This window comes from Bacillus sp. CGMCC 1.16607 (genome assembly GCF_042683745.1).
Taxonomy (GTDB): Bacteria; Bacillota; Bacilli; order Bacillales; family Cytobacillaceae; genus Pseudoneobacillus.
In genome coordinates this window covers 28,993-49,622 of sequence record NZ_JBHUJX010000012.1, presented here as the reverse complement: position 1 = coordinate 49,622, position 20,630 = coordinate 28,993, and the positions used below count along the sequence as shown (strand labels likewise).

The 20,630-nt window shown below is 34.4% G+C and carries 18 protein-coding genes and 1 pseudogene; 5 read left to right on the top strand and 14 right to left on the bottom strand.

Going from position 1 to position 20,630, the window contains the following annotated elements; translation table 11 throughout:
* Positions 1-130: 130 nt before the first annotated feature.
* A complete protein-coding gene (locus ACFSO7_RS07435; RefSeq protein ID WP_377876671.1) occupies positions 131-1,003 on the bottom strand; it encodes a YitT family protein in 873 nt (290 codons plus the stop codon).
* 202 nt (positions 1,004-1,205) lie between these two features.
* Between ACFSO7_RS07435 and glsA the strand changes: the two genes are divergently transcribed.
* Positions 1,206-2,135: a glutaminase A gene (gene glsA, locus ACFSO7_RS07430; protein ID WP_377876670.1), complete on the top strand. Its 930-nt coding sequence runs from the start codon at positions 1,206-1,208 to the stop codon at positions 2,133-2,135.
* A gap of 119 nt (positions 2,136-2,254) precedes the next feature.
* Here glsA and ACFSO7_RS07425 read toward each other — a convergent pair whose 3' ends face one another.
* The 9 genes and pseudogenes from ACFSO7_RS07425 to ACFSO7_RS07385 form a co-directional block, all read right to left on the bottom strand.
* Positions 2,255-3,499, bottom strand: a complete 1,245-nt coding sequence (locus ACFSO7_RS07425; protein ID WP_377876669.1) for an aminopeptidase P family protein — start codon at positions 3,497-3,499, stop codon at positions 2,255-2,257.
* Between the two features lie 123 nt (positions 3,500-3,622).
* On the bottom strand, positions 3,623-6,208 hold the full coding sequence (locus ACFSO7_RS07420; protein WP_377876668.1) for an ABC transporter permease: 2,586 nt from the start codon (positions 6,206-6,208) through the stop codon (positions 3,623-3,625).
* On the bottom strand, positions 6,205-6,888 hold the full coding sequence (locus ACFSO7_RS07415; RefSeq protein WP_377876667.1) for an ABC transporter ATP-binding protein: 684 nt from the start codon (positions 6,886-6,888) through the stop codon (positions 6,205-6,207). Before ACFSO7_RS07415 ends, ACFSO7_RS07420 begins: the two co-directional genes overlap by 4 nt.
* Positions 6,889-6,990: 102 nt before the next feature.
* Positions 6,991-7,995 (bottom strand): sensor histidine kinase, encoded by a 1,005-nt coding sequence (locus ACFSO7_RS07410; RefSeq protein WP_377876666.1) that lies wholly within the window; start codon positions 7,993-7,995, stop codon positions 6,991-6,993.
* The gene (locus ACFSO7_RS07405; protein WP_377876665.1) at positions 7,985-8,680 is read right to left on the bottom strand and encodes a response regulator transcription factor; all 696 of its coding nucleotides are present in this window, start codon (positions 8,678-8,680) and stop codon (positions 7,985-7,987) included. Before ACFSO7_RS07405 ends, ACFSO7_RS07410 begins: the two co-directional genes overlap by 11 nt.
* Positions 8,681-8,907: 227 nt before the next feature.
* A complete protein-coding gene (locus ACFSO7_RS07400; RefSeq protein WP_377876664.1) occupies positions 8,908-10,017 on the bottom strand; it encodes a P-loop NTPase family protein in 1,110 nt (369 codons plus the stop codon).
* Positions 10,018-10,055: 38 nt separating this feature from the next.
* Entirely contained in the window at positions 10,056-11,273 is a 1,218-nt protein-coding gene (locus tag ACFSO7_RS07395) for an MFS transporter (protein WP_377876663.1), read from the bottom strand.
* A 227-nt stretch (positions 11,274-11,500) separates the two neighbouring features.
* Positions 11,501-12,256 carry a GNAT family N-acetyltransferase gene (locus tag ACFSO7_RS07390; RefSeq protein WP_377876662.1) on the bottom strand — a complete coding sequence of 252 codons (756 nt, stop codon included), beginning with the start codon at positions 12,254-12,256 and terminating at the stop codon, positions 11,501-11,503.
* Between the two features lie 123 nt (positions 12,257-12,379).
* Positions 12,380-12,942: pseudogene (locus ACFSO7_RS07385) on the bottom strand (GNAT family N-acetyltransferase).
* Positions 12,943-13,063: 121 nt separating this feature from the next.
* On the opposite strand from ACFSO7_RS07385, the gene ACFSO7_RS07380 reads away from it, so the two are divergent.
* From ACFSO7_RS07380 to ACFSO7_RS07370, 3 genes are all read left to right on the top strand, one after another.
* Positions 13,064-13,282 carry a hypothetical protein gene (locus ACFSO7_RS07380; RefSeq protein ID WP_377876661.1) on the top strand — a complete coding sequence of 73 codons (219 nt, stop codon included), beginning with the start codon at positions 13,064-13,066 and terminating at the stop codon, positions 13,280-13,282.
* Between the two features lie 277 nt (positions 13,283-13,559).
* Positions 13,560-15,605, top strand: a complete 2,046-nt coding sequence (locus ACFSO7_RS07375) for a molybdopterin oxidoreductase family protein (protein ID WP_377876660.1) — start codon at positions 13,560-13,562, stop codon at positions 15,603-15,605.
* A 222-nt stretch (positions 15,606-15,827) separates the two neighbouring features.
* On the top strand, positions 15,828-16,535 hold the full coding sequence (locus ACFSO7_RS07370) for a cell wall hydrolase (RefSeq protein WP_377876659.1): 708 nt from the start codon (positions 15,828-15,830) through the stop codon (positions 16,533-16,535).
* A 110-nt stretch (positions 16,536-16,645) separates the two neighbouring features.
* On the opposite strand, the gene ACFSO7_RS07365 is transcribed toward ACFSO7_RS07370, so the two are convergent.
* Positions 16,646-17,578, bottom strand: a complete 933-nt coding sequence (locus ACFSO7_RS07365) for a D-2-hydroxyacid dehydrogenase (protein WP_377876658.1) — start codon at positions 17,576-17,578, stop codon at positions 16,646-16,648.
* Between the two features lie 58 nt (positions 17,579-17,636).
* Positions 17,637-18,434 carry a tryptophan 2,3-dioxygenase gene (kynA, locus tag ACFSO7_RS07360; RefSeq protein WP_377876961.1) on the bottom strand — a complete coding sequence of 266 codons (798 nt, stop codon included), beginning with the start codon at positions 18,432-18,434 and terminating at the stop codon, positions 17,637-17,639.
* 303 nt (positions 18,435-18,737) lie between these two features.
* Here kynA and ACFSO7_RS07355 point away from each other — a divergent pair, with 303 nt between their 5' ends.
* Positions 18,738-18,938 carry an IDEAL domain-containing protein gene (locus tag ACFSO7_RS07355; protein WP_377876657.1) on the top strand — a complete coding sequence of 67 codons (201 nt, stop codon included), beginning with the start codon at positions 18,738-18,740 and terminating at the stop codon, positions 18,936-18,938.
* Between the two features lie 57 nt (positions 18,939-18,995).
* Here ACFSO7_RS07355 and ACFSO7_RS07350 read toward each other — a convergent pair whose 3' ends face one another.
* Both ACFSO7_RS07350 and ACFSO7_RS07345 read right to left on the bottom strand, forming a co-directional pair.
* The gene (locus tag ACFSO7_RS07350; protein WP_377876656.1) at positions 18,996-19,562 is read right to left on the bottom strand and encodes a GNAT family N-acetyltransferase; all 567 of its coding nucleotides are present in this window, start codon (positions 19,560-19,562) and stop codon (positions 18,996-18,998) included.
* A gap of 99 nt (positions 19,563-19,661) precedes the next feature.
* Positions 19,662-20,486, bottom strand: coding sequence for a DUF2935 domain-containing protein (locus ACFSO7_RS07345; protein ID WP_377876655.1), 825 nt, complete (start codon positions 20,484-20,486; stop codon positions 19,662-19,664).
* Positions 20,487-20,630: the final 144 nt, after the last annotated feature.

Genomic DNA, 20,630 nt, shown 5'->3' with positions numbered 1-20,630 from the left:
AGTCATAGTGAAGCTAATCTTATAAACTGATTTTTTTATTATAGGATAAAACTTACATTACATGCAACTCTAATATATGTATTGTTCTGACTTTTTCAAATAATGTTTTAGATCCTTTTTGCGGTTTAACTTAATGAATATTATGCTTTCTGAAATTACCGCCCTTCACTTCCGCTACGTCATATACGGTAACAAAAGCAGTTTCGTCAATTTCATTAATAATCTCCTTTAGTTTGGTTTCTTCTAATCGATTAATAACACATGAGATTTGTTTAAATTTCTCATTGGAAAAACCACCGTAAACCTCTTTATATGTTGCACTTCGACCTAAACGATCACGTATGGTCTCTACCATTAATTCAGGTTGGCTTGTGATAATTTGAAAAGTTTTAGAGCCGCTTAAGCCCTCTTCAACGATGTGTATGACTTTAGAAGCAATAAAGTAAGCTATTGCCGAAAGAATAGCTCCTTGTAAACCAAATACGGTTGATACAAAAATAAATACAAAAATGTTTAAAAAAAGAATCAGATCACTTGTCCCAAATGGTAATTTCCGTGATAGAAGTACAGCGAGCATATCAATTCCATCTAATGCACCACCATTGCGCAAAGCTAACCCCATTCCAAAACCGAGGATAATCCCACCAACAACAGTAATTAATAAAGTATCCCCTTTAATTATAGCTGGAGTATGATGCATTAAACTTGTTCCAACAGCCAGTGCTGCAATACCGATAATCGATAATATCGCGAAGCTTTTCCCTATTTGCTTATATCCTAGCCAAATAAAAGGAATGTTTATTATAGCTATGAGAACCCCTAGTGGTAGATCGAATAGTTTTGAACCAACGATACTAAGACCCGTCACCCCTCCATCAGATACGTTATTTGGGATTAATACTGTTTCTAGTCCATATGCAGCAATAAATCCCCCAATAATTACCATTAACATTCTAAAAGTCATTTTTAGTTTAATCGGCTTATGCTTTTCGATTTTACTCATGTAATTCCTCGTTTCACTTATTTTTCTTTCATTATTCTGCTTTTTTTTCCATTCGTTGTAAGACTTATCTTTCTATCCCTTTAAGTTTACTTCAACTGAAAAAAAAAATGCTAGATATAAAATTTTGAAGTCATTATAAGTAGATTTTATCCAAAATCAACTATATCATGAAATATAATTAATAATAAAGAAGGTGATGATCGTGCTATGTCGTTCAAGTGATGAATTAAATGCTTTTGTGAAAGAAGCAAAGAAAAGTACAAAGAACGGGAAAGTTGCAAATTATATTCCTGCTCTTGGAAAGGCCAATCCAAATGATCTAGCTGTTGCTATTTATTATCCGAATGGAGAATGTATCTCTGCTGGTGACATAAGGAAAAAGTTCACGCTCCAAAGTATATCAAAAGTTATTACTCTTGCTCTCGTGTTAATGGACCATGGTGCATCCTATGTGTTTAAACGTGTGGGAATGGAGCCAACAGGAGATCCCTTTAATTCGATAGCGAAATTAGAGACAACTGCACCGTCCAAACCGCTCAATCCAATGATTAATGCAGGTGCACTTGTCGTTACTCATATGCTAAAAGGAAATTCAGTAGATGAGAGATTCCAGCATCTATTAGACTTCACATGTAAATTGGCCAATAATACATCTCTAAGCTTTTGTGAGGAAGTTGCTCATTCTGAATATGAAACTGCTCATTTAAACCGCTCTTTATGCTACTTTTTAAAACAGCACCAGATTATAAATGAGGATGTTGAGCAATTAATGGAGCTGTATACTAGACAGTGTGCGATTGAAATGAACTGTTTCGATTTGGCTAGAGTTGGATTAGTTTTTGCGAAGGACGGTGTTGATCCTATTAGTGGTGATCAATTAATACCGGTTGATGTAGCCCGTATTTGTAAAACCTTTATGGTGACCTGTGGTATGTATAATGCATCAGGAGAATTTGCTATAAAAATTGGCATCCCTGCAAAAAGTGGTGTTTCTGGAGGAATCATGGGAGCTGCTCCTGGAAAATTTGGGATTGGAATTTTTGGACCTTCCTTAGATGAAAAAGGTAATAGTATCGCAGGAATCCGATTATTAGAGGAATTGTCAAAAACGTATAGTTTGAGTATTTTCTAATCATCCTATCTAAAAAACAACTCTCTTTATTGGAACAAAGAGAGTTGTTTTTGTATGAAGCAAAATAATGGAGATCAATTTTTTTTGAAACAAGGATAATTCCATGCTTTTCTGTAATTCTATTTATTCATAAACGCTTCAATCTCTTCGACAGAACGCATAATATCCTTTGAAAGAACTTCATGACCTTCTACAGTGACTAATACGTTATCTTCAATTCGAATTCCAGTTCCTTCTTCTTCAATATATAATCCAGGCTCAACCGTTAACACCATTCCTGGTTGTAGAATTAAATCTTTATAATTGCCGACATCGTGAGTATCTAAGCCTAGGAAGTGGCTGACACTATGATAATAGTATTTTCCGATTTCACTTTCTTCCTTAATCAATCCGACTTTGATACATTCTTCAGCAAGCACTTTCTTTGTATGCTCATTCAGTTTCGCAAATGGAATACCTGGTTTGATCAGTGCTGTCGTTTCCCTTAAAGCTTTTAAAACAATATTGTAATACATTTTTTGTTTCTCGGTAAACTTACCATTTACAGGGAACGTAAAGCTTATATCTGCATTGTAATAATGATATTGAGCCCCTAAATCAAGGAGAACAAGACTTCCTTCTTCGATAGTAGCATCATTTTTTTCATAATGAAGAACTGTACCATTTTTGCCACTTGCAAAAATAGATTTAAAAGCAAAATCTTTTACACCCTCTGACTTAAGGATATAGTCAAAATGAGCTTCAAGTTGGTATTCCCTCGTTGCTTCTTTCGCATGGCTCATGACATTTTTTATACCTTTATTAGTGATTTCAATTGCCGTTTTTATCTCAGCGATTTCTTCAGGTGTTTTGAACACACGAAGCTCACAAATCTCGGGATACACATTTTTTATTTGTAGGTAAGGATAATTCGCCGATAGCTTCCCAGCAAATTGTTGTCCATTCGAGGCTACTTGATTAAACTCCCTAATCTCTAAATCCAAATATACATTATTTACTACACTAGTAAATAGAGTTCGAGACAAGAAGGATTCAAATTGGTCGATAAATTGGATATTCTTTATATATGAGACTTCAGTAGCTTCTTCCTTTGAAATTGATTTTCCAATCCATTTTTCTAATACAGGATCTGATTTTTCGATAAAAAGATACTCTTCTACTTTATTATTCGTTTTACTAGCTACATAAATAATATTAGGTTCATTGATACCCGTTAAGTAATAGAAGTTTCGATTTGGCACAAACATATATGCCTCGTCGGCCGTTTTTTGTGGCGCTTTACCAGCAAACATAACTAGTAAAGAACGATCTTCAAGCTTCTCATATAACCGATTTCGATTATTTTTATAAAAATCTTTATCCATTCTCATTCCTCTTTTCTATATATTTTCATTTCCTAGAATAACTATACTATATTTTGAAAAATTCATACTAATAAAAATTAAAAAGAAACTAGCACCAACTAGTGGCACTCATCGCTTTATTGACTAAATATTCTCCTGCTTTAAAGCATCAATTATGTTTTCTTTTTTCACTTTGTTAATCGAATAGATCATCGCTACACTTACAATGCTAAAGATTGCAAAGATGACATAAAGAACACTCATCCATGGAAAAATGAATCCATATTCAAATGAGTTCATTAATGAAAGATGGATCAAATACATCACGGAGAAACTTAATGGTAACCCGTATAACAAGGCTTTAACTCCATAAAAAATACTCTCATAATTAATCATCTTACGAAAGCCTTTTGGTGTCATACCAACAGATTTAAGCATGGCAAATTCGCGCTTACGAAGCGATATGCTCGTAGAGATCGTGTTAAATATATTAGCCACCGAAATTAATGTAATCAAGACAATAAACCCATAAGTAAAAACAGACATTAATAAGATCACCTGTTCATCCTGTTGTTTTGCTTGGTAAATATTATATACATGCATATTTGTAATCTTCAGGTCCTCAATCTCTTTTTGAGTTCCCATTGGATCAGAGCTATTCAAATACATATTAAAATACACTTCTTTTTCCACCTGCTCCGTCATCCATTCATTCATCGTTGATTCGGAGACTACGATATCAAGTCCACCTAGTCTTGCCGTATAATCTCCCAAAGGAATCTGATCAGTTAAAGTACTAATTTCAACTTTATTAAAAAATTCCTCTTCACCGTTGTCCTTATTGAGTGAATATAGATCGAGGACTTGACCGGGTTTGCTGTTGATTGCTTTTGTTTCAATATATTTTCCTGTTTCGGGATCTTGATAGGAAATTCGATTAATGACAATTGCTAATTTACTGCTTGGATTTTTAATTTTTTTTAAATCAACTCCAACTAGTTTCGTATATTCTTCGAAGCTATGATCATCCAATCCGTGTAATACCGTGTAATAAGGATACTTGCCATTTTTCAGGAGATCTCGATCCTTTTTCACAGTTTCCTTCAAATCTTCAGAAATCATTGACTCATCAATCCAAGAATTTAGTTGCAATCTTTTAACAAACGAACTATTTGTCACATATTTTACTCTCGCTAACTCTTTAAATTCATCTGCTTTCGCAGCACTAGTAGTAAATATATTAATACCATAATTGATATTTTCTTGTGATAGCTCTAATGATTTTTTCAAATTGTTTGTAAAGAAAGAAACTGATAAAAATAAGACAATGCTTATGACTAGAGAAAAGACAGTTGCTCGATATCGCTTTTTGTTTCTTTTTAGATTCTTCAAACCGATTTCTGCTTCAATTCCAAAAATTCGTCGAATCAACTTTGAGGTTTTAACTGCTCTTCTTGATAGTTTGACATCTTGTGTTTGCCGAATCGCATCGATAGCGGAAACCTTCGATGCTTTTCTTGCAGGTGCATAGGTTGATATGAAAATCGTGGCGATAGAAACGATGCATGAAATAAAAATCGAACTAGGCGTGACAACAACCATTAAGTTTTCGGCGATACCGAGTGCTCCTTCAATGTAAGAGTTTATAAACCAAAAGGTTACTCCGATTCCAATTAGTCCTGCGATAATACCAATTGGAATACTAATCGATCCGATAATCATTCCCTCAAAAAAGACAGAGTTCCTTTTCTGTTTCTTAGTAGCTCCTACACTAGAAAGCATTCCTAAGTGCCTTGATCGTTCTGAAACACTAATAGCAAATGCATTATAGATTAAAGCAACAGAACCAATGATGATCACGCCCATAATAATGCCTGCTAATGAATAAAGTGTCGTTCGAAGTTTATCATTATCAGTTACGCCATAATATCGAAGCAAATTATTATTAAAATTCACTTTCTCTATTTTTTCACGCTTAGCCAAATCTTTTGCGTGTTGAAACAGCGAACCATTCACCTTTTTCAAAATAACTAAAGCATCAACCTTGTCTTCATTATCAAGCAAACTTTTATCCGCATAGCTTATAACCGTATATCCTGGAGACCAAGTCGGCTCCCATGTCGGACGACCGATAACACCTACAATAGTAAAGGTTTCGGTTGCCTCCTTCATTAATGATTCAGTTATTTTCCCTTCAATTCGTTGCAACGACTCATTTTGGGTTAAAGCATGATTTTCACCAGCTAATAGCCGTTGCCCAATATTCAAAATGATGTGATCACCGATCGCGTAGTTCACTTTGGCATTCATAGCTATTTCCTCAGATAAGGCAATTTCATTTTTCGCTTTAGGAAGTCTTCCTTTGATTAAAGTTATAGGAAAATTTTTGAGACCTTCTTCATTGTATGCCTTAATAAATAAATATGGCTTGTTTTCATTTTCAGATTCCTTTAATTTAGCGTAGCCACGATCATGTGCAATGATTAATTCTTTCGTTGCATTGTCCCTTTTAATTTCATCGATCTGATCGCGATTGACATTTTTGAATTGAATATGCCATTCACCTTCATCCGCAATCGTTTGCCGTTTCATTAAATCTAAGAATGAAACTCCAAGGGTTGCAACAGCTGTTACCATCGCAACTGAAATTATAACGCCAATGATGGTCACAAGTGTCCTTCTTTTATTCTCTTTCAAATGTCGAACCGTTAGTTTATTTACGATGTTCATGGACGAATCACCTCGTCCTTAACAAGCTTTCCATCTTCAATAGCGATAATGCGGTCAGCTTGTAAAGCAATTCGTTCATCGTGAGTAATCACAATCAAAGTTTGCTTGTACATTTTATTAAACATTTTCAGTAGTTCCATAATTTCGCTACTATTTTTACTATCTAAATTACCAGTCGGCTCATCCGCAAGCATAATCGCAGGATTGCTAATTAGTGCCCTACCGATGGATACCCGTTGCTGCTGTCCACCAGACAATTGGTTCGGTAAATGGTTTAAACGACGTTCCAATCCTAAAGTCGCTACAATATGATCTAAATGTTTTTTATCCACCTTTTGCTCATCAAGTAACATCGGTAAAGTGATATTTTCTTCCACCGTTAATATTGGAATTAAGTTATAAAACTGATAGATTAGACCGATTTGTCGACGTCTAAAGATTGCTAGTTGCGTTTCATTTAACTCGTACATATCTGTGTTATTGACATGAACCTTCCCACTTGTCGGACGATCTACCCCACCAAGTAAGTGTAGTAGTGTTGATTTACCAGAACCAGAAGGACCGATGATGACAACAAACTCTCCTTTTTTAACGGTAAATGATACATCATCGAGAGCCTTTACAGCTGTCTCCCCTTTTCCATACATTTTAGACAGATTATTGATTTCTAAAATATTCATAAGATAACCTCCAAAAATTAATGTTGAATTCAGTATATCTGTCTAAAATGACTAACAAGTGACTGAAAAGTGACAGTTTAGTCACATAAGGGGAGAAATTTATTAAATCTCCAATTTGTAAAATTTAATATGAAAGCTTGTCCCTTTTCCCTCTTCGCTTCTAACTTCGATATCTCCGTGTTGAGATTTAATAATGCTATAGACAATCGCTAATCCAATTCCAACACTATCTTCTCCAGCATTTTCCCCTTTATAAAATCGTTTAAAAATATAAGGTAAGTCTTTTTTTTGTATTCCTTTTCCATTGTCTGCTATCGTTATTTCAGTAAATAAAGGATTTTCCGAAAAAGAGATGATGATCTCTCCACCTACCTTAGTGTATTCGACACAATTTTTTAATAGATTAATGAAGGCTTCGGCTGACCAGTTGTAATCACCTAAAAAGGAGACGTTTTCTCCCCCCACTATTTTCAATGATAGTTGTTTTATATCCAATGGGATTAAAACCGCCTCGACAGCTTTTTGAATAAGTCGATGAACGATGACTTGATCTTTTTTAAAATTTATCGTTCCAGCGTCTATTTTTGAAAGCTTTAACAAAGAGGATACTAGCCACTCGATTCTTTCTAGTTGCACACGAATATTGCGAGTAAATTCCATTCTTTTCACTTCATTTAGCTTAGGATTACTTAATAAATCAGCCATCATCATCATGGAAGTAAGTGGGGTTTTGAGCTGATGTGAGATATCCGAAATCGCATGGGTCAGCTTCATTTTATCCTGTTGTAGAAGGGTGCTATGCTCTGAAAGCATTAACGTAACTTTGAAAATATCATTTTTCAAAATACTAAGCTCACCTTCATCATTATCACGTACATCTAATGAATACTCGCCATTACTAATACGCCGTAAATAACTCGATAGTTTTTTGATTTCGCGATATCGCCACGCAGTGAAAATAAGGCTACTGCTACTGAGTGAAATCGTTATGAAAAAGATATAAATAGCAACTTGAAATGAAAAGACAAATACAGCTAATCCCGAGACGACTAGACAGATCAAACCAAGGACTAGTGTAAAGACTTGGATTTCCGGATTACGGAACAATGGAATCACCAACCTTATAACCGATACCGCGAACAGTTTTGATAATCGTTGGGTTTTGTGGGTTGTCCTCAAGTTTTTCTCTTAGTCTCTTTATATAAACGGTCAATGTGTTATCATTGACAAAGTCTCCCGCTATATCCCAAATACGTTCTAATAACTGGCTTCTAGTTAACACTTGTCCAATATGATTTGCAAAGATGAGAAATAATCGATATTCCAAAGCTGTTACGAACACTTCCCCACCATTCTTATATATCTTTCCTTCTAACGTATTGATTTTAACATTTTCAATTTCAATGATCGTTCTCGTCTGGCTTTGCTTATGATAACGACGTAATACAGAATTAATTCTAGACATAAGCTCGCGAATCCGAAACGGCTTCGTAATATAATCATCCGCCCCCATATCTAGCCCCATTACAACATTGACCTCATCATCAAATGCTGTAAGAAAAACCACTGGCTTATCAGAACGTTCCTTCACATACGAACATAAATCATACCCACTTCCATCGGGTAATGATAAATCAAACAAACAAAGATCAATCTCATTTATTTTTTCAGCTAATACGCTCTTCGCTGCATCCAAATTATGACAGAGAATCGTCTCATAATTCTCCTGCTGTAAGGAATACTCTAGTCCCGAAGCGATCGTTTTATCATCCTCTACCAGTAAAATTCTCATATGAAACATCCTAACAATGGGTTTATTTTCATTCATCTTATTTTATAATGTGACTTTACGTCAAAAATAGTAATCCAAAACGAAACAAAAACGCTCAAAGAGAGAGCGTTTGATTTTTTTCGTTACACTTAATTGGTAAAAGTCAGGTGGATTTAAGATCCCTTATTCCCTTAAAAAACAAGCAACTCATATCAATAAAGGGACCTATGTCAAATTGTTAAAAAATACTACTCTACTTTTAAAAACTCCGTATTTAACGTGGTCCAACGATCGATAAGCTGCCCTCCCTTTACGGTAATTTTGTTAGACTCTTCCAATCGTAGAATGACAGGTAAATCATCTATGTAAAGCTCACATTCATTTCTTGGAATTAATCGTTTCTTCTTTCCTGTTGGGTCAACAAGATAACCTTCTAGAATCTCCAGTTTAAGATCAAGTTTATTATTTTCATAAATTCCTATTGGGAAATTCATTTGATACTTAACGTCAGACTCTCTAATTTCTAAAAATAATAACATCTCAGACACATACTGTTTCCAGTCACCTTCAGAGATATCTAAATTTAACTTTTTAAAAGCAGTGATATCGAATAATCTCTGAACAATAACATGATAGTCTCGTAAAAATTCACGATAGCCTTCAGCACCAGGAGGTCGGTTGTGATAATATGGACTCCGGCTATCTCTTTTCCAGATAGTCTCCATAAAATCAATACCCCTTGACCTTTCTATATTCAAAAGTGCATCCTCCACATTCTCTCTAGTTAAAAGGATTAATGTGGGATCAAGTTCAGAAATGATGCTGAATAATTTTTTTACAAAACTTTCAATCATTTGGTATGGACTATTTTCAAGTAGGAACGTATAAATTTGGAATTGAAAAATACTACTGTCCAGAATAACAACTAAGTCTTTTTCTCTTTTTACCTTTTCAACAAAGTACTGCCACTTTTCAAGAGCAACAGCAATATATTGTTGTAAAGGAAAAGTCCATACATTATAATTTTCCAAAGCACGCAAAACCTCTATATTAAGATGATTCGAATCGTGCCACTCAAGCTCTAATAAATCAATACTAATGGTATCAAACATCTCTATTTTTATTTTTTCAAGTATCTCTCTATCTTCTGGGAAATCTATTACAATTCTTTGATATTCTCTTTTCGTTAAATTAGCTTCATTAAAAAACAATGTTGGATGAGGACGGGCTACTTCATGAAACCACTTAACCCTTTTACCCAATTGATCAATACTTGACATGATGATTCTAGAGTTCGTTGATTTTCCTGAACCTGGTAAACCTTCTAGTAAAATTAGCTTTGGATGATTATGAGTCATTGTTACAACCTCTTTTATTCATATTATTTCCATCACCACTAGCTTTCTGTCAAAGACCGAAGCCTTCTTAAAGAAGGAAATAAATACATCCACAGTCCCGCGACTACGATTGTTCCAAGTCCTCCAATGAATGCAGCTGGTGCAGCACCCATAAATCCAGCTACCATTCCAGACTCAAATTCTCCAAGTTGATTGGAAGTTCCAATAAAAAGCGAGTTCACAGCATTCACTCTACCGCGCATTTCATCTGGTGTTTGTAACTGTACAAGAGAGGATCTTATTACAACACTAATCACATCTGAACCCCCAATGAGCAGTAAAGCAACTAATGAAATGATGAGATTCGTCGAAACAGCAAATAACATCGTGGCAAGTCCAAAAATCGCGAGTGCCCCAAAAAGTGTTGGTCCAAGAGCTCTCTTAAGCGGATAATAGGCTAAAATAATCGACACCAATAATGCCCCAACGGCTGGTGCGGTCCGTAATAATCCTAATCCCCATGGACCTGTTAAAAGTATGTCCTGCGCAAATATAGGTAATAGTGCTGTTGCCCCACCAAGTAAAACAGCGAATAGGTCGAGCGAAATGGTTCCTAAGATGACGGGTTTTCGAAAAATAAATTCCAAGCCTAGAAAAATGGATCTTATTGAAACCGGTTCTGATTTTCGGACCACTTGTTCTGCTTGGATCAAAAGAGTAAGTATGGATGCTACTAATAATGCTATCATTGACGTACTGTATACAAATGTAGGCCCAATTGAAAAAAGAACTCCACCTAAAGAAGGACCTAAAATTTGTGACGTTTGCCCAGCTGTTGTGCTTAAGGAGATAGCTTGCGGTAAAATGGACTTCGGCACCAACTGTGGTAAAAGCGCAGCGGATGTCGGTCCTTCGAAAGCTCGGCAAGCTCCAAGAATCGCAGCTGCCAGCAGAATTTGTTCCCGATCGAGCCAGCCAGTAATATTTCCAAAAAGCAAAAGACCTGCTATGACACTTTCGATGAGCTGAGCTATAAGTACGATCTTGCGTCGGTCAAAACGGTCAGCAACATGTCCTACAACAAATGTTAGAAAAACCATCGGGAGAAATTGAGCAAGCCCAACTAATCCTAAACTAAAAGCATCATGAGTCAAATCGTACATTTGCCAACCAATTGCGACAGAAAGCATTTGGAAGGATGAAGAGGCTAAAATCCGTGAGAACCAAAAATTCCTGTAAGATGGCTGTCTAAGTAGAGATTTTCTTGATTGAAGCAAAATACAACTCACACCCTTTTTCAAATTAGCTGATAAATTGAAAATTTAATTAGAAACACGAAGTATTATACTATATTTTTTTTAATAGATTACAATTTTCAAAAAAATAAGTTCACTTTTTATGAAAAATAAAAAAGCAAAGAAGTTTTTATCTCCTCTGCTATCTGATAAAAGTGATACTATCCATACAATTTAAACCACTGTTTTCACTTATTATTATTTCCAATTTAATCATATACTCTCAAAGATTCATATTGCAGTCCAAGATATTGATAGTTTTGTTTACGATACATTTCTCTTGCTGTATCTTCACCGTCAGCAACCAGGATGATCGTTTTGTCTTGAAACAGCTCCATAACAAATTTTTGCATCTGGCTTCCGATTCCTCTTTTCTGATAATCCTCATGAACGATGAAGCCATCCATTTCTGCTGTTTTGTCCGCAATAATTACATCTATTGAACCCACAAGTTTGTTTTGATAAAAAGCAATGATTTGAATGATTTTATCATCGTTATAATTCCTTACATGCTGGCCTTGCTTTTGCTCGGCAAAAGCATTACCATATACTGAATCTTGTTCAAATTGCCATTTTAAAAATAATTCTAACGTTTCATTGGAAACTTTTTGAATGTTAATATCAGGATGATTATTTACAGTTGGAAAGAGCTCTGGCTGGATTGCGTACAGCTCTAGAACACCAATCGTATAGTCATTATCCAATAAGTATGTCGTCAATTCGGAAGGAATTGTCTCTCCTTCAGGGAAGTAAAATCTAACATGCCTTTGGCCACTTTTTTCATGAAAATCTCTTAAATAATTTTGTGCAGCCTTAAACTGGTCTATCGATGGCATTTCTTTAAAGGTGATAAAATTGCTGTTATATTGTAAAAGCATTTCTGAATTATGGACATGTCTATATTGATCATTTTCCAAAATTAGTTGACCATTTATATATATATTTCTAAATGTGATGTTTTTCATTGGTTTCTCCTTTATGTAGTAAAATAACCCTACTCATTTTATTAAGAGCTATTAATTGGTCCTTTTCTTTTTTGATTGCCTGTTAAAGCTAATTGTACACTTTCCAAGAGTCTTGAATATAAATCATCTACGATATTGAATGGATATTTCATTGGTGCATCTCCTCCATATCATATGATCGCAACCCTTTCCCCAATAATTTGCAAGCACATAATCAGGCTCTCCAAATATTTTCTTCCATATTATCTGTGCATTCTTATATCCACTATCTAAACAAAATTCTTTAATTCCCTTACTATGCAATGTAAGAAATATGGCATTTAACAATATAGTACCGATTCCTTTCCTTGAAAGTCAGGATGAACCAATACTTTTCCTACCTCATTTATCCCCTTCAATGCTTGATTAGTACAATCATTCATCAGCTCACTAGCAGTACCATACTCAATCGTACCTACAACTTTATTACTAATTTTGTCAATAGCGATTAAAAAATATCGATTGACTCCATTGCTATTAATATCAATTTTTATATATTGTTTCTTACTTTCAATTTCATTCCTTATATCATCCTGCAATTCCGCCAAACCTTCTCTAGTAAAAGTATCCTCAACGACGGTTTGAAAAAATTGACTCAACTCTTCCATATCCTCTTTTCGAGGTCTTCTTATCTCAACGTTATACAACAAAACACACCTCTTGATTCTTTAAATTATCATATGGTCACAGGTCTAAATTGAACGAAAATTAAATATTTTATATTAAGTAAAAAAATATCTTTAATCTAAACGAAAAAGGTGAAAATTCATGTTTACTGTTCAATTTTTTGAAAACAAAAATCTTTTATTAAGTCAGTTACGTAAAAATGTTCCGTCAGTTGATGATGATTTAACAATTAAAGGTCGAAAAGGAAAAGTTATAAGTGTTAAAAGTGTAGATGAAAAACTCGTTCATATACAAGTAACTTTAGAAAAGGTTAATAAAAATAAACTAGTTATAGATAATTCTAAAAAGAAAAAACGGTAAGAGATACGTGGTTTGACAGGGGATTTCCAAAAAATTTGGATTCCCCTTTATTATTGCAAATACCTCAAATATTAACACTAGTGTATCATTCATGTGGAGTCTGTCATCAATAATTCTGTTTCATTTATTTTTTGTTCAAAGATAGTGTGCTTTGTTTAAATGAAACACCTCATTATAATGGCTTAATCGGAAAATATGTTCATTCAAATAGAACTTAAGTGTAATAAATAAAAATAGTATTATAATAGAAGAAATGTTATTGAGAGGTGTTTATTAAATGCAATCTTTTCTTAGCCAACCTACAGGAATTTTCCCATCTGTTTGTTCGTTAGATTGCCCTGATCAATGCGGATTACTTGTACATAAACAAGATGGAAAAATCATTAATATTCAAGGTGATCCAAATCATCCGGTGACAAGGGGTAATATATGTAATAAAGTTCGGCATATGTCTGAACGAATTTATGATCCAAACCGACTGTCTTATCCTATGAAAAGAACTGGCTCTAAGGGCGATGGTTCTTTTGAGCGAATCAGTTGGGATGAAGCATTACATATAATTTCAACAAAATGGAAAGAATTGATAGATTCCTATGGTTCAGAAAGTATTCTTCCTTTTAGCTTCTATGGAAACATGGGTTATCTAAGTGCAGAAGGAATGGATAGACGTTTCTTTCATAGATTAGGGGCTTCCCAATTGGATCGATCGATTTGTTCTGCAGCTGGTTCACAGGGTTATCGATATACGATGGGTGGCAGCTTTGGAATCGACCCAGAAGACACTGTCGATTCTAAATTAATCATCTTCTGGGGAATTAATGCAGTTAGCACCAATATGCATCAAATTGCCCTTGCCCAAAAAGCTCGTAAAAATGGTGCAAAAATTGTAGTTATTGATGTACATAAAAATCAAACTGGTAAATTTGCTGATTGGTTTATTCCTATCCTACCGGGGACAGATGCAGCTCTTGCGTTAGGCATCATGCATATATTAATTAACGAAAATATGGTAGATCATAAATTTTTAAACCAATATACAGTTGGTTATGAAGAGTTAAGAAAACATGTAATTCAATACGATCCGGAAACTGTTTCCAAAATAACAAATGTCCCAACGGACGATATTTATAAACTTGCTAGAATGTACGGATCGATTTCCCCTGCTTTTATACGAATTGGAAATGGGCCACAACATCACGACAATGGTGGCATGTGTATTCGAACCATTGCTTGTCTTCCTGCTTTGACAGGTCAATGGCTTGTTAAAGGCGGTGGAGCCATTAAGGGAAATGGTGGCTACTTAGCTATTAATTCTAAAAAACTTCAACGACCTGATCTTTTGAAGAAAAATAACACACGTACAATCAATATGAATTTACTTGGCCAAGCATTATTTGAGTTAAATCCACCTATAAAATCTTTATTTGTATACGGAACAAACCCAGCTGTTGTTGCTCCTAATACAAATCTAGTGAAAAAAGGCTTAGAAAGAGAAGATCTCTTTGTTGTCGTCCATGATTTATTTTTAACAGAAACCGCCAAATATGCTGATATCGTTCTTCCAGCAACTTCTGCTTTTGAAAATACAGATTTTTATACATCGTATTGGCATCACTATATTCAAATTCAAGAACCTGTCATTGAAAAGTACGGTGAATCGAAATCAAATGTCGAAGTTTTTCAATTACTTAGTAAGGAAATGGGCTTTCAGGATCCAATACTTTATGAATCAGAATCAGATATGATCTCCCAAGCGTTGGATCATCCAAATAATCCCTACTTAGAAGGCATTGATTACGAGAAACTAGTTGAAAACAAATATATGAAAGCCCAGATCAAGCCACTTTTATCCGAAAAATTATTCACACCAAGCGGAAAAATAGAACTTTATTCAGAACAAATGGAAGCAGATGGGTATCCCCCTCTTCCAACTTATATTCCACTTATCCATGATGACGACTTCCCTTTTCTGTTTGTACCTGGACCAAATCACAACTTTTTAAACTCTACTTTTTCAAATAATGAAAAACATATCTCGATGGAAAAAGCGCCTCTCTTGCATATGAATCATAGCGACGCTTTATCGAAAGGAATTCAAGAGGCTGATCAAGTAAGGGTGTGGAATTATCGTGGAGAATGTATTTTGAAAGCTTCCATTGGTGAAAATGTACTACCAGGTGTCGTTGTTACTCAAGGTCTCTGGATGGATACCCCTGAAACGAATCAATTGCTGAACTCCTTAACTCCCGACCGAGTCGCAGACATGGGTAATGGAGCCACTTTCTTTTCAGGTCGTGTAGATGTAGAAAAATTGAAAGATTGACAAAAATAATCCAGCACTGGGCTCCGAGCTCAAGGCTGGATTATTTTTTTGTTTTGAAGATAGAATGATGCGAATTAATTTTCAAAAGCCAACCTTTCATAACGAATGAGAGACTATTTTTAATTCTGTAATCAAACTGTAATACTAATCTATTTCATTTGTTCATATTCATAGAATAAATAAGAGAATCAACAGACTTTCAACTTTAGGAGGAATCTCACTTTGAAAAAACTAATGGTTGTAACTATTATACTTATGATGTCTTTCTTATTTGCCGCTCCAACTCTTGCGTATACAGTGCAAGAACGAGATACTATGACGAAAATTGCCTTTGACCATAACCTTACTTTACAAGAATTAGCAGAATTGAATCCTCATATTCAAAACTTAAATTTTATCTATGTCGGTGATACGATTAACACAGAGAAACCAAGTCCGACAGTTTATTCTTATAAAAAGGCAACTTATTCTGATGTTGATATTTATGATGGACAAGCATTATTACAATCTGATGTGCCAATGATACCGGAGAGTTCAATCGAAAATGAGAGCCAGTCCCCATTATCCCGCTATACCGATGAAGAAATAGACCTTCTCGCCCGTTTAGTTCGAGCTGAAGCGCAAATTGAACCATTTGAAGGTAAAGTGGCAGTTGCCTGTGTCGTACTAAATAGAGTAGACAACTCACAATTCCCAGACACGATTCACGAAGTTATTTATGAGCCTGGCCAATTTCAACCTGTTAGCAATGGTGAGATTAATAAGCCAGCAGATAATGATTCAATTGAGGCTGTAAAGGCAGCTATAACTGAACAGCGACATTTAGCAGAAAAATCATTGTTTTTCTACAATCCAACTATTGCTACCAGCCGTTGGTTAGATACAAGACCGACTACAATAGTTATAGGTCAACATGTATTTAAAAATTAATTGATGATCCTTGTTTAAAGCATAAAAATGGACCTGCTGTTCATATAGAGAACACAATTGGCAGGCCCATTCAACTATCGGTTATTTGATATAAAACAAAATGACAAACATTAGTACCCTTTCACTATATCCACCCTATTTTGTAATGGCTTATTTTCTTCCAGGTTTTTCAGTGTTTCAATAAAACAGGCAACACCTTCATCGGCTGTCGTAACAGCTGATATATGCGGGGTGATGAATACGTTTGGGTGATCCCATAAAGGATTTTGTTCAGGAAGTGGCTCCTGTGAAAAAACATCTAGAACGGCAAAACGGACATGTTTTTGTTCTAATGCATGTAGTAGAGCTTTTTCATCTACCGTTGCTCCTCTGCCAACATTGATGAAACCGACATTTGAAAGCTGTCCAAAAATATCATTTGTAAACAAGTTGGCAGTTTGATCCGTTAACGGTAACGTATTTATGAGGAAATCCATATTATTTAGTTTGGAAAAATGCTGATCGACAGTCATTACTTCTTTAAAATTGTCTTTATTTTTCCCACTATTAGAAACACCATATACTTCCAAACCTAATGCTGAAAATAGCCTTGCAGTCGTTTGCCCAATTTCACCTGTACCGTAAATCATCACTTTTTGATTACTTAATAGTTTGGGAGTCATCGGCTGCCAATTTTTAATTGATTTTGCCTCTTGGAAATTGTCATGATACTGCAAATCTTTTAATATATAGCTTAAGCAATATTCAGCAATTCTTTGACCAAACGAACAAACCGTTCTTGTTAATAAAACATGGGGATTCCATGACTTTCCATATAAGAAACGGTCTACTCCAGCTCCAAGAGAATGAACCCATTTCACCTGACTGTAGTCTACATTCGACTTTAAATTAAAACAGACTAACGCATCGGCCCATTCTAATTGATTCGTTGTAAGACTTTCTTCAGCTAAAAAACGAAAATTCTTTTTAATGTGTTCTTTTTCTATTAATGTTTGAAGTTCCTTGAACATGGGGCTGACGATTAAAATATTATTTATATTCATGTTTTTCACCTTATGTATGAAATGTTTTACTCCACTGCGTTACTAGGCAGATTTCACTTTATAACTGCGTCCGAACATCCCAAAGTTCTGGGAAGAATCGATGATCAAGGACCTTTTTTAAATATTGTACTCCTGATGAACCACCTGTTCCTGTTTTAAAACCGATAATTCGTTCAACGGTTTTCATGTGGCGAAAGCGCCATTGCTGTAAGCAGTCTTCAATATCGACTAGTTTCTCAGCAAGCTCATATAAATCCCAGTATTGATCAACATTCTTATATACTTCAATCCAAGCCTTAAGAACTGTGTCATCCGCCTTGTATAGTGTAGAATAATCTCTTTTTAAAATGTCGGGATTAATTTCAAATCCAGCCTTGGACAATGCCTTGATCGAGACATCATAGATACTAGGTGCCTCAAATGATTTCTTTAATTTTTGATAGAGAACTTGATCTTTCTCATAAATTTTTAAGATATGACTTGTTTTATATCCGAGTGCAAATTCAATCATTCGGTACTGGTATGATTGAAATCCTGAAGCTTGACCTAATGAATCCCTGAATTCGATATATTCAGATGGTGTTAATGTAGAAAGCACATCCCAAGATTGAATGATTTGTGATTGAATTTTTGAAACTCTTGCCAATCCTTTAAAAGCAGTAGATAAATCATCTTTTTGAATGGAATCGATCGCCGAGCTCATTTCATGAAGAATCAATTTCATCCAAAGCTCACTTACTTGATGGATGATGATAAATAGCATTTCGTCATGGTGATCGGATAATCTTGTCTGACCTGACAAAATATTGTCTAAATTTAAATATTCCCCATAAGTCATATTATTCTTAAAATCCATATGAATATTTTTTTCTGAATCTGTCGCGTAATACCCACTTTGTTTTTCTTTTTCCACAACTCTCACTCCTTATATTAAAGGTCTATTACATATGATTCGATAACAACCTTGTTTTCTCCTTTGATATTTGTAAGGTTTATTGTAACTACCATAAAGTTGACGATATCTATACACCCTTTTTACAAATCCTCTATACTTTTCATAAAACTTTTTATTAATAATTATAACCTTTGTCAATTATTACTATTTGAATTATTAGAATATTCGGAGTATAATGAAGTAAATATAAGGAGGTGCTTTCTATTGAAAAACTATTATCTTAATCCCCCTTCTCAGCCTGAAGTCAATTATATGGATTCTCTATTTGCTGAAATGATATTAGAGAAAGCGCTTCTTGATTTCCAAAAAGACAATTTACTAAAGGAAATCGACCAATCTTTAAAAGAAAGTAACAAAGAAGAATTCCTAAGATTAACTGAAGAATTAAAAAGGTATTTAAAATAATCACTAATATATTTGAAAACCCGATCCCAATCTTTATGATTGAAATCGGGTTTTCATTTAAACGTTTTGATATTCATCTTTGAGGATACTGTAAATCTCTAAATCAACAATTCCTTTGCCAGACCATAAAGTCGCCTGTCTTAATGTACCTTCTTTTATAAAACCATTTTTCAACAATACCTTCTTAGAAGGATCATTTAGTGGCATAACCTCCGCTTGTATTCGATTTACATTTCCTTCGATAAATAAGAATTTTACTAACATTCTAACAGCCTCTAATGCTATTCCTTTTCCCCAATATTCTTCTGCCAGAAAGTAGCCAATAGTCACCATATTCACCTTCTGATTAAAATCAAATGCTTCTATGATTCCTACCAATTGTCCACTTTGAGTAAAAATTCCCCACTTTACTCGCGAATTTTTTACATAATCTCGTTCAAAATGTCCAATCATTTTTTTGACTGTATCCTTATTTTGTTTAGGTATGATCCCACAGTGCTCAAATACTCGAACATTACTATAAATGTTGAATACTTCTTCGATATGATGGTCTTCTATTTTTTTTAAAACAAGAAGGTCCGAAGCCAGTACTGGAAATGTATTGAATATTGCGTCCATATTCATTTCAATAATTCTCCTCTTTACATGTTTGTTCATAGAAATTCTATATTTACTGTATGAATTCCTTTCTTCGATGACCGCCTTTTACAAAAAAGTAATCCTTTAATAATTAGTTCTCCTCAATGAACATTTAATAGCTTCATCTCTTAAGGTTGGATCGTAATAACTGAGCTTTTTAATAAAATAACAGGTTTCTGGAAAATGATGTTCTAAAAATCTTAATGTCGTCTTGTTTAATAATTTATTTTCCTTATATTTATTCACCATATTAGTTATAAATTTGTTCATCTCAATCGTTGTTTTACCCACATCATGAGCAAATTCTCTTTGACGTGCAAATCCAGGCTTTTTGAATCTTAAATATCCTTTCAAATGATGATTTTGTACAATAAATACTTGATATTTGCTTATATAGGTATCAGTTTGTTTATTTTCAAAAACTTCAATCGGATCGAGTATATTTTTAAATAAAACAGCATGTCCTAGTTGGTCCTCTAGCCAAAGATCCATTAGATCAACTAAAGGAAGTGGTTCAGGCTCCCTCCCTTGCATCCACTCACTTAAAAGTCGTAAGTATTCTTGATTCTCTGCTAATGTTCCGTTTAAATACGTGGGTGATAAATTTAAATTCACCTTATTATCTATTCTTAATGATTGCAATGTCCCTTCAAATTCAAAGTACCCCTTCACTATTGGCCAAGCTTTTCTTGCAAACTGTATCATTCCTTCATTTGTCTGGTCTACCGTGTGGGGAATACTTTTTAACACGGTAATTAGGTCACCAAATAAATGAATATACTGCTGTGCATGTCCAACATATTCGATTTCACTAACAGAAAGATGATCTCTAACAAAATATGCATGATCTTGTAATATTTCTAACCAAAATAAATGTTCTTCCCAAACTGATATTATATTTTTGCTCAAAAAATTCCTCCTCCTTCCCATACTTATTTATATTTACGATATGTTTAAGAAAGAAATGAATCATCGATCAAAATAGTTTGAACAGAAAGACATAATTTAATGGTAAAAAGGGAAAATTTACTTTATCGCTTTAAGAATATGTAA